Source organism: Tardiphaga sp. 839_C3_N1_4, assembly GCF_051811045.1.
GTDB lineage: Bacteria > Pseudomonadota > Alphaproteobacteria > Rhizobiales > Xanthobacteraceae > Tardiphaga.
Genome location: NZ_JBPWQD010000001.1, coordinates 6,015,065 through 6,029,775, shown reverse-complemented (window position 1 = coordinate 6,029,775; position 14,711 = coordinate 6,015,065). Strand labels below are relative to the sequence as shown.

General features: G+C 62.9%; 8 protein-coding genes. All 8 read right to left on the bottom strand.

Annotated elements, in window-relative coordinates; all coding sequences use genetic code 11:
• Window positions 1–81: 81 nt before the first annotated feature.
• Window positions 82–2,421 carry an efflux RND transporter permease subunit gene (locus AB8A38_RS28785; protein WP_244628587.1) on the bottom strand — a complete coding sequence of 780 codons (2,340 nt, stop codon included), beginning with the start codon at window positions 2,419–2,421 and terminating at the stop codon, window positions 82–84.
• A 247-nt stretch (window positions 2,422–2,668) separates the two neighbouring features.
• Window positions 2,669–3,436 carry an ethanolamine ammonia-lyase subunit EutC gene (eutC, locus tag AB8A38_RS28780; RefSeq protein WP_439088291.1) on the bottom strand — a complete coding sequence of 256 codons (768 nt, stop codon included), beginning with the start codon at window positions 3,434–3,436 and terminating at the stop codon, window positions 2,669–2,671.
• A 34-nt stretch (window positions 3,437–3,470) separates the two neighbouring features.
• Complete coding sequence (locus AB8A38_RS28775; RefSeq protein ID WP_439088290.1) at window positions 3,471–5,054, bottom strand: B12-binding domain-containing radical SAM protein; 1,584 nt, start codon at window positions 5,052–5,054, stop codon at window positions 3,471–3,473.
• A 225-nt stretch (window positions 5,055–5,279) separates the two neighbouring features.
• The gene (locus AB8A38_RS28770) at window positions 5,280–6,662 is read right to left on the bottom strand and encodes an ethanolamine ammonia-lyase subunit EutB (protein ID WP_439088288.1); all 1,383 of its coding nucleotides are present in this window, start codon (window positions 6,660–6,662) and stop codon (window positions 5,280–5,282) included.
• Between the two features lie 32 nt (window positions 6,663–6,694).
• The gene (locus tag AB8A38_RS28765; RefSeq protein WP_439088287.1) at window positions 6,695–7,894 is read right to left on the bottom strand and encodes an NAD(P)/FAD-dependent oxidoreductase; all 1,200 of its coding nucleotides are present in this window, start codon (window positions 7,892–7,894) and stop codon (window positions 6,695–6,697) included.
• The gene (locus tag AB8A38_RS28760) at window positions 7,891–8,769 is read right to left on the bottom strand and encodes a transglutaminase family protein (RefSeq protein ID WP_439088286.1); all 879 of its coding nucleotides are present in this window, start codon (window positions 8,767–8,769) and stop codon (window positions 7,891–7,893) included. The genes AB8A38_RS28765 and AB8A38_RS28760 overlap by 4 nt, the downstream gene beginning before the upstream one ends.
• Window positions 8,766–11,273: a circularly permuted type 2 ATP-grasp protein gene (locus AB8A38_RS28755; RefSeq protein ID WP_439088284.1), complete on the bottom strand. Its 2,508-nt coding sequence runs from the start codon at window positions 11,271–11,273 to the stop codon at window positions 8,766–8,768. The genes AB8A38_RS28760 and AB8A38_RS28755 overlap by 4 nt, the downstream gene beginning before the upstream one ends.
• A 31-nt stretch (window positions 11,274–11,304) precedes the next feature.
• Complete coding sequence (locus AB8A38_RS28750) at window positions 11,305–14,592, bottom strand: DUF2126 domain-containing protein (protein ID WP_439088283.1); 3,288 nt, start codon at window positions 14,590–14,592, stop codon at window positions 11,305–11,307.
• Window positions 14,593–14,711 lie beyond the last annotated feature (119 nt).

The following is a 14,711-nucleotide window of genomic DNA, read 5'->3' as shown; positions in this document are numbered from 1 at the left end:
AGCTTCCACACTATTCACAAAAAAGCCCCCGGAGCGATCCGGGGGCTTTTTTATTTGATCGTCCTTGCTATGCGCGGTTGATTACTTCTCTTGCTTCGCAAGAACCGAACTGCCCGTAAGACGCTGCTGCAGATTAATCAGCCACATCGCGGTCGGGCGCAGGATGAACAGATCGGCCACCAGCGCCGCGACCATCGAGAAGGCGCTGAGCCAGCCGAACAGCCGCAGCGACGGCAGATCCGAGAACACCGTCACCACGAGGCCGCAGGCCAGCACCACCGTCGTCAGGATTAGTGCGGGACCAACGAGCACAGTCGCACGCTCGACGGCGATCGCGGGATCGGTGCCCGGCGTGTCTTCCAGACGCAAGCGGTTGAGGAAGTGGATCGTCGCGCTGAGGCCGAGACCGAAAGACACTGTCAGTGCCACCACACTGGCGAATTGCAGCCCCTCCCCGAGCAGCCACAATACGAAGCCGGCCAGCACCACCGGGAAGATGCCCGGCAGGATGCAGGCCAGCATCACCACCCAGGAGCGGAATGCGAGGCCGATGAAGACGGCGACCAATCCGAATTCGATGGTCAGGCCGTGGTTGAGCTTCTCGATCATCCCGGCGCTGTTGCGCGCCGCGATGGCCGAGAGGCCGGTCACCGCAATCTCATAGCCGGGGTGCTTGGTGCGAACGGCGTTCAGCGCATTGTCGAGCTTGTCGACCACCGGCAGGATCTTGCTCGAATCGCTGTCGGGCACGCGACCTGACACGACGACCGCCGTCTGGTCCGCCGAGATGAAGCGGCGCACCAGATGTTCGGGTATCACGCTGACATATTCCTTCAGCGTCGCGACATCCGACGAGCCGGCCTTTTCCGCCAGCCAACGCCGCAGCGTTTCCAGCGACCAGACGTTACCCACACCGGCCTGCTTCTCGACCATGGCGTGGACTTCGGCGATGGTCGCCAACGTGTCCGGCGAATAGAGATCCGCGCCCTTCGGAAATTCGATCAGCACGTCGATCGGATTAGCACCGGTCAGCTTGGCGTCGAGCCGTCCGCTGGCCGCGACCGCCTGCTCCTTGTCCGGCACCTGATCGGCCAGCCTATAGCGCGGCTCGAGATTGGCGTAAACGATCCCGAGACCAACGACGACGACGAGCGAGATCAGGCTGAACAGGCCAGGACGGCCGACCATGCGCACCGCAATCCAGTAGCAGAAGGCGCGCAGCGCCTGCACGCCGGCATCGGCGGTCTGGAACTTGGCAGCGAAAATCTTCTCGTTGCGCACCAGCAGCACACCGAACACCGGCACCAGCGACAGCACCGCGACCAGCGCGATGATGGTGGCCGTGAGGCCGGCCTCGCCGAAGGCGCGGATCAGGTCCGAGTCGGAGAACTGCAACGCCAGGAACGAAATGCCGGCGGTGCCATGGGTAAGGACGCAGGCCGGACCCACGACACGAACCGCATTCGTAAATGCCGAATACTTGTCCTCGCCTGCGATCAATCGGTCACGCGCCGCGAAAGTGAGCTGCATCGAGTCCGCAAAACTGATCACCATGATCAGCGGCGTCATCACATTGAGGAACATGTTGAGGCTGAAGCCGGCCCAGCCGAGCGCGCCGAGCGACAACAGGATCGCCAGCAGCGGCGGAAACGCCGCGATGATCATGAACGAGATCTTGCGGAAGAAGATGATCGCAATGACGCAGCCGGCGAGAATGCCGGCGATGTTATAGATCAGGCCATCGCGCTCGACCGCATTGCGGATTTCGAGCTGCATCACCGGCACGCCCGACAATTCCTTGGTCAGACCGCTATTGGCCAGGTCCTCATTCATGGTCTTGCGGATATCGGCAACGACGGTGCTGAGCTTGCTGTTGCTGACCACGGCCGGGTCGAGCGACAGCACCACCAGCGCCAGAGTTCCATCGTCGGACAAAAGCTTGCCGCGGATCAGCTCGTTCTGCTTCACCGTCTCGATAAACTTGTCGTAATCGGCGCCCTCAGGAAGATCGTTGGGAAACAGCGCTGCCGGCAACTTGCCGGGGGCCGGCGTCTGACGCGCCGAGAAGATCGAGATCAGCCCCCGCACGCCATCGACCAATTGCAGGTCGGTGACGAGGTCGCGCATCTTTCCAAGATTGTCGCGCGCAAGCAGCGTCTTGCCTTCGAGCACCACGAGCACGTCGAACTCGGTGGACGGGAAGCGCTTCGTCACTTCCTCGTATTGCTTGTATTCCTTGCTGTCAGAACGAAATAGCTGGCTCAGCGAATCGTCGATCTTGATCCGCTGGATGCCAAAGATCGCACCGATCACCAGCGCGAGCAGGATCACACAGGACAGGATCGGCGCCTTCACCGCGATCAGACCGATGCGCTCGAGTCCGAAGGCGATGCTGATCGGCCCCTTGCGCAATTTATTCATATCCGCGTCGTGGGGGGGAACCGTATCGTGCATACCCTGTCCAGTCCTGTCGTCAGCGGCGTCTGCCTAGCAAGCGTCGCGGGCAGTAGTAAGGCTGGAATCGGCGAGACCGAACAGCGCTAGCCCTTGAAAACATGCGGTAAATTTGCCGCGGCCAGATGTAGCAGGTCTGTATGACACATCGCAAGGCGGCGAGCGCGCCGAGGTTGCGTTTCAGGTCACAAAATGGAGCGCAGAAGCTGTTGTTTCATGCTGGTGCAACGAGCGGTGCCACCAGTTGCAGACCGCTTTCGTCTTTCAGAGCCACACCAGTCATGTTGCGATTCAGCCCTTCGCGCGCCAGCCAGGCAATCTTGCTCGCTGCCTCCTCGAAGGACAGACCGGCCGCCTGGATGTTAGACACGCAGTTGCGCGCAGCGTCCGTCAGACCCGGCTGCGGGGCGAAGGTCAGGTAGGCGCCGAGACTCTGCGGCGCCGACAGACCAGGACGTTCGCCGATCAGCATGATCGTCATCCGGGCCCGCAATAACGCACCGATCTCGTCGCCAAGCGCGACTCTGGCCCCGCCGGCAACGACAACAGCGCCGATCCCGCCCCCCGCCAATTTGGGCATTAACGCGCCCAGCAGGCCAAGCGCATGCGCATTGACCGCAGCCGGAGACAGGCCATCCGCAATCACGATCACCAGATCGCACGCGGCGCTGTCGCGCCCTTCAAGCAACTCCTGTGACTCGCGAGACAGTCGGCGGCCGAGATCAGGACGCTTGAGATAGTCGGCACGATCCGCGACCTGGCTCGTCACCACCAGCGCGCTCGTCCCCAGCCCGGCCAGCGCAGCCGCGATGGCTTCAGCCTCAAAGGGCGCATGGACCGCGTCACGTGCACGGGCATGGTCAAGCGTGAAATCAAGCAAGGCTTGCGTGGTCAGACTGGCTCCGGCCCGGCCGAGCCCGACACGCGCCGGCGTCAGCGCCCGCAGCTCCGCGAGGGAGCGCTGCGGTGAAGGCGGCGTCATGTCATTCCGATCTGTCATGACGCCAGTCTATCGCTCATTCGGCCGGAACGGCAGCGTCCTGCAGCTTCAGCGAATAATAGGACGCGTTGGTCTGACCACCGGACGCATCGCGGGCAAAGTTGATCAGGTGGTGCGCCACCATGATCCCGCTGATGAGATATTCGATCTCGCCGCGCGCCAGTCGCCGGAATGCGAATTTCCAGAATGCTCGCTTGTAGTCGCCGAGCACACCGACCTTCCAGAAGATATTGCGCAGCATCACCAGCCCGAGCCGGATGCTCTTCCAGGTCAGCATGGCCCCGATCGGCGGCTTGATGCGGTTCGGATAGGTATGGCGGATCTGGTACTCGAAGCGCTCGAGCAGCTTCTCCGGCACATAGGCGCTGCCCATGGCGCGCCGCCAGCTTTTCACGACGTCTTCATAGGGCAACAAGAAGTCGACGTTGGAATCGCGGCCTTCGTCCTCGTTCAGGCGGCCTTCCTTCTTCAACCGGTCCCAAAGCGGCGTCTGCGGCAGCGCCTGCAGAAGGTTGATGGTCAGAAGCGGAATCTGTGACGTTTCCACGAACTCGAGCAGATGCTGGCCCGTCTCCGGCTTGTCGGTATCGAGGCCGAGGATGATGCCGGACACGACTTCCATGCCGAAACTGTTCAGCGTCTCGATCGCCTCCATGATGGGGACCATCATGTTGTGATCCTTCTTCATCGCCTTGAGAGCGACGGGATCGGGCGTCTCGATGCCGCAGAAGATCGTGCCGAACCAGGCTTCGCGCATCAGCGCAAGGATTTCCGGCCGCTTGGCGATGTTCAGCGTCGCCTCGCAGGACAGGCGCAAGACAAAACCGGTCCTCTTCTGCCACTCGACGAGATGCGGCAGCAGATCGAGCGCCGCCTTGCGGTTGCCGATGAAGTTGTCATCGACGAAATAGACCGAGCCCATGATGCCGCATTCGAGCAGCTTGTCGAGTTCGGCGGTGATCTGCTCCGGCGATTTCAGGCGCGGATTGCGCCCGTAGAGGCCGGGAATATCGCAGAACTCGCACTGATACGGGCAGCCCGAGGAATACTGGATGCTGCCCAGGAAGTAGCGCGGAATATCAGCCAGTTCATAGGCCGGTATGGGAAACCTGGTCATGTCCAGGCGATCAGTGGTCTTCAGCACGACCTGCTGGTCCGGGCGCGACGTATCCTTTTCCAGGATATCGATCAGTTGATCGGTGGCATCACCGAGTTCGCCGATATGGAGATAGTCGAAAGCCGGGTAGTAATCGGGGCATGACGAGACCGACGGCCCTCCGATCGCCACCGGAAGATCGTAGGAATGCGCGCGGTAGCAGATGTCGTTCATCTGTGTGCGCTGGATGTGCATGCCTGACACCAGCACAGCTTCGGCCCACAGGAAATCATTGGGCGTGGCGGTACGGATGTTCTCGTCGATAAAACGGACTTCCCAGTTCTCGGGCATATAGGCGGCAATCAGCAGCAAGCCCTGGGGAGGCATGAAGGCCTGAACGCCGTCGGTCAGAGGATATGAATATTCAAACGTGCCAAATGAAGACGTGTATCGCGGAAAGACGCACAGAATGCGCCGGACCGTCTGCCTGCCCTCAGCTCTCATCAAAATTCCTCTGTGAATGCATCAGCGGTCCCCATAAGCGCTGAACCTTCAATAACATTGCCGAGATAAAACCGTTCCACTCCTGCCGAATACTTTGTGCGATCTAATCACGACGTCCGAATCTGGGCCAGAATTTCTTCAAGATTGTGGCGGGCGGTGACAAGGTCGTGACCAGCTCCGCGCAAGTGCGCGCCAAGCGCCAAGCCTTATGACGGTTTATTGACGTCAGGCGATCAGACGCGCGGCCAGATCGGGCAGCAGGCCGTCCCGATCGCGAATGCGAAGGTCCGCTCCGGAGAGCCCAACCCGTTGCAGCCAGTCGTCGAATTCCGGTGCGCGTTTGAGCCCAAAGAGGTCGCGGATATAGAGCGCGTCGTGAAATGACGTCGACTGGTAATTCAGCATCACGTCGTCGGCGCCGGGGACGCCCATCACGAAAGTCACACCGGCCGCGGCCAGCAGCGTCAGCAGATTGTCCATGTCGTCCTGATCGGCTTCGGCATGGTTGGTGTAACAGACGTCGACGCCTAGCGGCAGGCCAAGCAGCTTGCCACAGAAATGATCCTCCAGCCCGGCACGGATGATCTCCTTGCCGTCATAGAGATATTCGGGGCCGATGAAGCCGACGACGCTGTTCACCAGGAGAGGATCGAACGCCCGCGCAACTGCATATGCCCGCGCTTCCAAAGTCTGCTGATCGACGCCGTGATGGGCGTTGGCCGACAGTGCCGAGCCCTGCCCGGTCTCGAAATACATGACGTTCCCGCCGAGCGTGCCGCGCTTCAGGGAGACGCCGGCATTATGCGCCTCCTTCAGGATCGCCAGATCGATGCCGAAGCTCTTGTTGGCGGCTTCTGTCCCGGCGATCGACTGAAACACCAGATCGACCGGGGCGCCCTGGTTGATGAGATCAAGACTGGTCGTGACATGGGTGAGCACGCAACTCTGGGTCGGAATATCCAGCTTGGTGATGACATCGTCGAGCAGCCGCACCAACCCGCCCAGCACTGCAGGATCGTCGCTCGCCGGGTTGATGCCGATACAGGCATCGCCGGAGCCCAGCATCAGCCCGTCGAGGATGGATGCCGTGATGCCCCTGATATCGTCGAACGGATGGTTCGGCTGCAACCGCACGCTCATGCACCCGCGCAACCCGATCGTATTGCGAAAGCGCGTGATCACCTCGCACTTCTTCGCCACCAGGATCAGGTCCTGATTGCGCATCAGTTTCGAGACCGCGGCGGCCATTTCCGGGGTGATGCCGCGAGCGACGGTCTGAAGGACTTGCGGTGTGGCCGCGTCTGACAGCAGCCAGTCGCGAAAGCCACCGACGGTCAGCGACGAGATCGTGGAGAATGCGGCGGCATCATGCGTATCGACGATAAGACGCGTGACCTCATCGTCCTCGTAAGGCACAACCATTTCCTGCAGGAATTGCCTGAGCGGCACATCCGCCAGCGCCATCCGCGCCGCGATCATCTGCTCGGCGGTCTCGGCTGCAATTCCGGCCAACCGGTCACCGGATCGCGGCGGCGTTGCCTTGGCCATGAGGTCGCGCAGATCCGCGAAGACATGCGTATGGTCACCGATAGCGTGGCGATAGATCATGGCCGGATTGTTGGATATTCGCCGGAGGCTGTCTAGACGTGCCGCCCCGCGGCAACGCCGGACGACCACGCCCACTGGAAATTGAAACCACCGAGATGGCCGGTGACATCGACGACCTCACCGATGAAATACAGCCCCGGCACCGATGTGGCCTCAAACGTTTTCGATGACAGTTCTGTGGTGTCCACGCCGCCAAGGGTTACCTCGGCCGTGCGATAACCCTCGGTGCCATTCGGCCGCACGCGCCATTCCTTCACTGCCGCGGCTACCGACGCCAGAAGCTTGTCCGAAAAATCCGCCAGTCGCGGCGGCCCGGCAATCTTGTCGGCGATCATCTGGGCCAGTCGCTTGGGCAGGAGATCGCCGAGCACGGTCGCCAGTTCCTGTCGCGGGCGTTCGCGGCGCGCGTCCTTCAGGGCGACGAGCACATCGCGCGTCGGCGCCATGTCGATGACGACATCGAGCCCGTCGCGCCAATAGGACGAAATCTGCAGGACTGCCGGCCCGCTGAGACCGCGATGGGTAAACAGCAGCGCCTCGTCGAATTTGGTCTTGCCGACACTGACCACGGCATCGACGGCAACGCCCGCCAGATCCTTGAATTGCGCAAGCGCCGCAACGTCGAAGGTCAGGGGCACCAGTGCGGCCCGCGGCGCGATCATCTTCAGCCCGAATTGTTGCGCCAGTTTGTAACCAAAGGCACTGGCGCCCATTTTCGGGATCGAGGGCCCGCCGGTCGCGACGACCAGCGACTGACTGCGATATTCGCCCTGATCCGTGGCGACAACGAAGCCGCTCTCGTTCTTCGTCACGCCGAGAATGCCGACGCCAAGCCGCATCTGCACCTCGCTGCGGCGGTTTTCATCCAGCAGCATGTCGATGATCTGCTGGGACGAGCCGTCGCAGAAGAGTTGCCCGCGCGTCTTCTCGTGATAGGCGATGCGATATTTCTCGACCAGTGCGATGAAATCCTGCTGGGTAAACCCCTTCAGTGCGGATTTGCAGAATTGCGGATTTTGCGACAGGAAATTCGCCGGCGTCGTATGCAGGTTGGTGAAATTGCAGCGCCCACCACCGGAGATGCGGATCTTCTCGCCCGGCGCCCTCGCCTGCTCAAGCAGCATCACCGAGCGACCGCGCTGCCCCGCAATGCCGGCGCACATCAGGCCGGCCGCACCAGCACCGAGAATGACGATGTCGGCCGTGTTATGCGCGCGACGGACGATGGTCATTCCAGCAGCAGCACGTCGACGGCGACAGCGAGCTTCTGCTTGCGCGCGCCGACGATCACGCCATCGACCGGCGACACGTCCGAGAAATCGCGGCCGATCGCCAGCACGATATGATCGTTCTCGACCAAAATGTCGTTGGTCGGATCGAAGCCGATCCAGCCGAGTTCTTCGCCGCACCAGACCGACACCCAGGCATGGGTTGCGTCGGCGCCCTGCAAGCGTTCCTTGCCCGGCGGGGGAATGGTGCGCAGATATCCGCTGACATAGGCGGCAGGCAGGCCGAGGCCGCGCATGCCCGCAATCATGATATGCGCAAAATCCTGACAGACGCCGTGGCGCTTATCCAGCACCTCCTGCAACGGCGTCGAAATCACCGTGGCCTTCGGATCGTACTTGAACTCGGTGCGGATGCGATGCATCAGGTCGACGGCGCCCGCGAGAATCCCGCGGCCTTCGGTAAAACTCACCGCCGCATAGTCCGTGACGGCATCGATGATCGGCACCAGCGGACTGGCGAAGACGTAGCCGATCGGCGAGGCACCGCCGAGGTCGCTGGAATCGAACGACGCTTCGCGGACGCTCTCCCAGGAAGGACTGTCGTCGCCGCGCCCAGGCGCGAAGCGCTCGACATAGACCCGCGACCGGCTATCGATCCGCAGCATCTTGTGCGGGGTTTCGATCAGTACGCTTTCCGTCGGCGTGCCGAAGAAATCCGTCCGCATGGCGCGGGCCGCCGGCAGCGGCTTGATATCGACGCTGTGAGAGACCAATTGCTGACCGGCGCTGCTATTGGGCTGCAGACGCAGCGAGCAGCGCGCATAGCTCACCGGGCTTTCATAGCTATAGGTCGTGACATGGCGGATTTCGTAGATCACGCCAGCCCCGTAAGCTTTTCAGGACGCGATGCGCTGGCGCCGTGCGGGAAGTAATGCAGGCCGATGGAATCCGCGAGCGTCAGCAGATCCTGCTCCAGCGCAAACAGTGACTTGGTATGAATCTCGGATGCCTCGCCGGTGACGAGCGACGAACGCAGCGCCACCGCCAGCCGCTGCGGCCGTTCCATCAGGCCATTCTCCTTCAGCGTCGGCAGGCTGGCGATGTGATCGTTCAGTGCCGAGACCTGGAACGCCACCGAGCGCGGATTATAGGGATCGAGCACCACGAGATCGCGCACCGGCGCGAGTAGCGGGCCAACCAGATAACGCGAGCGATAGGTGATCTGGCAATCCACCAGCGTCAGCAGGATGTCGAGATCGTCGCTCGTCGCCTCGTCGGATGCGAATTGCCGCGCGAAGCGCGTGGTGTTGATCGCGCGTTCGGCACGGCGGCCCATTTCGAGGAATCGCCAGCCGGCGGCACGGTTCATGTTTTCCTGCGCGAGACCGGCGAAGCTCGCCAGTTCCTGCAAGGTCAGCTCGGCTGCACTGACGACGTCATCGTCATCTTCGACCTCATGCGCAAGCCGCTCGGCCATTTCGGTGATGACCTGCCAGGCATCCGGCGACAGCCGTTCGCGCAGCGAGGTTGCGGTCCGCAATGCGGAGCGCACCAGCGATAGCGCCGAGCCAAACTGCTCCTCGCTCTGCAAGGCTTGCGCGGCGACCTTCGCCGGCTGCGAACGTGATGTCAGCGATGTCGCGCCCCAGGTCATCAGCATGCGCTGGATGCGCTCGATCGACTGCTGTCCAGTGGCGCCGCCCTTGCCGGGATCGCGCTGCGGCACGCTGAGTGCACGGATCAGACGCAGTGTGGATTCGGCGCGCTCGAGATAGCGCCCGAGCCAGAACAGATTGTCGGCGGCGCGGCTTGGCACCCAGCCGGCGATGCGGCGGATACGCACATTGTCCACGGCCGGCAGTAGCGTCGATGCAGCAACAACCTTGTCGGCCACCACCCAGACGTCGGCGGCGCGTGCGCCCGCGCCCATGGACACGGCGCGGGCATCGGGCTGGTCGGCGATCCGGCAGAAACCACCGGGCATGATGGTCCAACCGTCCGGCGTCGCCGCCGCGAAGACGCGCAGCACGAAGGGGCGCGGCGCGAGCCGGCCATTGTCCCAGACCGGCGTAGTCGACAGCTGCACCAGCTCCTGCCCGACATAATCGACGCCGCGATTGGAGATCGCTGCCTTCAGGCGCTCGCGTTCATCCGGCGAGAGCTGCGACGGCAGCACAGGCGAGTAGCCAGGAAAACCGGGCACCGCTCCGCCATAGGCGCCTTCGATCGCGAAATCGTCGAGCCGCGCCAGCACTTCCTCGCGCGCCGATTTCTGGCCGCACCACCAGGTGGCGATATGCGGCATCTTGAGTGGTTCGCCGAGCAGCTTCCGGCTCAAGCTTGGCAGGAAGCCCAGCAGTGCGCGCGCTTCCATCACGCCGGAGCCGGGCATGTTTGCGACGACGACGCCATTCTTTCTGACGACGTCGATCAGCCCGGGCACACCGAGTTGCGACGAGGCATCAAGCTCCAGCGGGTCGAGCGAATTGGCATCCACACGGCGCAGCAGCACATCAAGGCGCTTCAAGCCGGCCACAGTGCGGATGTGCACACGGTCGCCTGAGACTGCGAGGTCATCGCCTTCCACCAGCAGGAAACCGAGATAGCGCGCCAGCGTCGCGTGTTCGAAATAGGTCTCGCTGAACGGCCCCGGTGACAACAGGCCGACGCGCGGCTCATCGCGGTCGGCAGAGGCGCGCAGGCTGTCGCGAAACGCTTCGAAGAACGGCGCGACGCGCTCGACATTCATCGACTTGTAGAGGTCGGTGAAGGCGCGCGACAGCACCAGTCGGTTTTCCAGCGCATAGCCCATGCCGGACGGCGCTTGCGTGCGATCGCCGAGCACCCACCAGCGGCCATCGGGACCGCGGCCGAGATCGGCGGCATAGACGTTGAGATAGCGGCCACCGGGCGGTTTCACACCGCGCATCGCCCGCAGATATTCCGAACTGCCGGCAATCGCCGCCGCCGGGATCGCGCCGGACGCGACAAGGCTGGCATCGCCATAGAGATCGCCGAGGATCTTCTCCAGCAACTCGGCGCGCTGCGTCATTGCCGCTGAAATCTGCAGCCATTCGGATTCGTCGATCAGGAGTGGCACATGGCTGAGCGGCCAGATCCGGTCGGCGATTTCGCCGGGCGCGCGGTAGGTGACGCCGGCTTCCCGGAGATGACGGTCAGCGGAGCCGAAGCGGCGCTCGATTTCGGCCGGCGCCAGACCGCCGAACGCCTCGAAGAACCGGGTCCAGACCTCGCGGGGGGTGCCGTCCTGGGCGATGAATTCGTCGGAAATTCCGGGCAGCCGCTCGTAGTCGCGGGTCCATTGCGCGACTTTACGATGTCCCGGACGGGGCTTTTTCCCCTGACCGGCCTGTCCCGTCATTCCGACTCTCCAGCCCAAACTACCTGCATTCTCAATGCAGGAGAGGCGTTCGCAAGTCGAGGGTCAATGGGAATTCAAGTGTGCGTTCTGCCCTTGGCGGGGCGATTTCGCCGGGCGTGTGGCCGATCTCCTCAAACCGGGCCAGCCGCCGGGCCTCCGCCTCATAGGCATTGACCGGTTTTGTCTCGTAATTGCGGCCGCCGGGATGCGCCACATGATAGACGCAACCGCCAAGCGACCGCCGATTCCAGCTGTCATAAATATCGAACACCAGCGGCGCATGGACCGGAATCGTCGGGTGCAGGCCGGAGGCCGGCTGCCAGGCCTTGAAACGGACGCCCGCGACCACCTCGCCGGCCCGGCCGGTGTCAGTCATCGGCAGCGCCCGGCCGTTGCAGGTAATGATGTGCCGGCCCGGCGTGAAACCGTTGGCCTTGAGCTGCAACCGCTCCACCGAGGAATCCACATAACGGACGGTGCCGCCGGCCGAGCCCTCCTCGCCCAGCACATGCCAAGGCTCCAGTGCCTGTCGGACTTCAAGCGTCACGCCGCCATAGGTGACGTGACCGAACACGGGGAAGCGGAATTCGAGTTGGGCTTCGAACCATTCCCTGGAGAATTCGTAGCCGGAGCGGCCGAGTTCGGTGAGTACGTCCTGGAAATCCTCCCAGAGGAAATGCGGCAGCATGAAACGATCATGCAGCGCGGTGCCCCAGCGCACGAATTTGCCGTCCTGCGGCTCGCGCCACATCTTCGCGATCAGCGCGCGGATCAACAGCTGTTGCGCCAGCGACATGCGCGGATCGGGCGGCATTTCGAGCGCACGGAATTCGACGAGGCCGAGACGACCTGTCGTGCCATCGGGCGAATAGAGTTTGTCGATACAGATCTCGGCGCGATGGGTATTGCCGGTGATATCGACGAGGATGTGCCGGAACAGCCGATCCACCAGCCACAGCGGCGCCTTCTCGCCCGGGGGCGGCACCTGTGCCAGCGCGATCTCCAATTCGTAGAGACCGTCATGCCGCGCCTCGTCGATGCGCGGTGCCTGACTTGTCGGGCCGATGAACATGCCGGAGAACAGATAGGACAGCGACGGATGACGCTGCCAATACAGTACGAGGCTCTTCAGGAGATCCGGCCGACGCAGGAACGGCGAATCCGCCGGCGAGCTGCCGCCGACCACCACGTGATTGCCACCACCGGTGCCGGTGTGACGACCATCCAGCAGAAACTTGTTGGCGCCGAGCCGCGTCTTCGCGGCCTCTTCATAGAGAAATGTCGTGGTATCGACGGCTTCGCGCCAACTCGAGGCGGGATGAATGTTGATCTCCAGCACGCCCGGATCCGGCGTCACCTTGATGACCTCGACGCGTGGATCGAACGGCGGCGGATAGCCTTCGACGTGCACCTGCATCTGCAGTTCTTCGGCCGTCGCCTCCAGCGCCGTCACCAGTTCGAGATAATCTTCAAACTTCTCGACCGGCGGCATGAAGGCACAGAGAATGCCGTCGCGAATTTCAATCGACATCGCGGTACGCACGCCGCCGGAACGAATCTGCTGCTCCTGGACGTATTGCGCGGCAGGCTGGTTTTCCGCAGACGCGATTTCGTCGAACACCGGCATGTCGCCGCGCGGCTCCAGCGGATCCTGCTCGACGATGAACGGATATTCCTCTTCGGTGAGGTGCGGCAGCGACGACAACGGCAGGCGCAGGCCCATCGGTGAATCGCCGGGTGTCAGGAACAGGTTGCCGCGGCGGAGCTTCCACCGCTCGGACCGCCAGCGTCTGTCCGCGGCCGCCTCCGTATTCCAGCGCTGGATCGGCAGCACAAACCCCTTCGGCCTGTCGAGTCCATGTTCGAAGACCCGCGCCATGCGCGCGCGTTCCTCCGGATCGGGCAATTTGGAGTCGCCGGGCACGACATTGTTCGGCAGGTTCGATTCCTTCTGCTCCCAATAGACGGGATCCTCGAAGGCCGGGATGACATAGTCCTTCGGCAGGCCAAGCCGCCGCGCCGTGCCTTCGGCAAAACGCTCGGCACCGCCGATATCGGCGCTACGCGGGCCTTCGATCCGTGAGATCAGCGCATCGTTCTTCCAGATCGGCACGCCATCCTTGCGCCAATACAGGCCGAACGCCCAGCGCGGCAGACTTTCGCCGGGATACCATTTGCCCTGCCCGTAATGCATCAGGCCACCCGGTGCGAAGCGCGTCCGCAGCCGGCGGATCAGATCGTCGCCGAGGCCGCGCTTGGTCGGACCGACGGCGGCCGTATTCCACTCCGGCGATTCCATATCGTCGACGGAGACGAAGGTCGGCTCGCCGCCCATGGTGAGACGCACGTCATGAGCTTTGAGATCGGCGTCGACCTTCTCGCCGAGCGCATCGAGCCTGGCCCAGGATTCATCCGAGAACGGCTTTGTGATCCGCGGCGCCTCGCGAATACGTTTGACGCCCATCGCGAACGCGAACTCGACTTCGGCGAAGCCGGCCATGCCGGAGATCGGCGCCGCCGACCGGAAATGCGGTGTCGCCGCGACTGGGACGTGCCCCTCGCCCGTCAACATGCCCGAGGTCGCATCGAAGCCGACCCAGCCGGCGCCGGGAATATAGACTTCGGCCCAGGCGTGCAGGTCCGTGAAATCAGCCTCGACTTCGGGCGGCCCTTCGATCGGATCGATGTCCGGGCGCAACTGGATCAGATAGCCGGAGACAAAACGCGCGGCGAGACCGAGATGGCGCAGCGTCTCGATCAGGAGCCACGCAGAGTCGCGGCATGAGCCCGCGCCGGACAGCAGCGTCTCTTCCGGCGTCTGTACGCCGGGCTCCATGCGGATGATGTAGTTGACCTTCTCGCGCAGGCGCGCATTGAGCTCGACGAGGAAGTTGACCGTGTTCGGCGCTTCCTTCGCGATCTCCGCCATATAGGCCGTGAAGCGCGGCCCCGGCTCCGTCGTCGCCATATAGGGCGCGAGTTCGCTCTTCAGGTCGTCGGTATAGGCGAAGGGAAATGTCTCGGCATAGGGCTCGACGAAGAAGTCGAACGGATTGATCACCGTCATCTCGGCGGTGAAGTCGACCTCGATTTTCAGTTCGTTGGCCGGTTCCGGGAAAACGAAGCGCGCCAGCCAGTTGCCCTGCGGATCCTGCTGCCAGTTCACGAAGTGATTGGTCGGCGTGACCTTCAGCGAATAACTCAGGATCGGCGTGCGCGCATGCGGCGCCGGTCGCAGCCGGATGGTCTGCGGCCCCAGCGTGATCGGCCGATCATATTTGTAATGGGTGACGTGGTTCAGTGCGACGAAGATCGACACAGTGGCGCAACTCCAGCAGCTTTTTTAAGCAGAACACCGGAGGTGCCAGGGATCAAGCTCTAACAACGGGCACGATGTGCCTCGATTGGATGCGGCCGGACGCAAACCTCTCAGTCGTC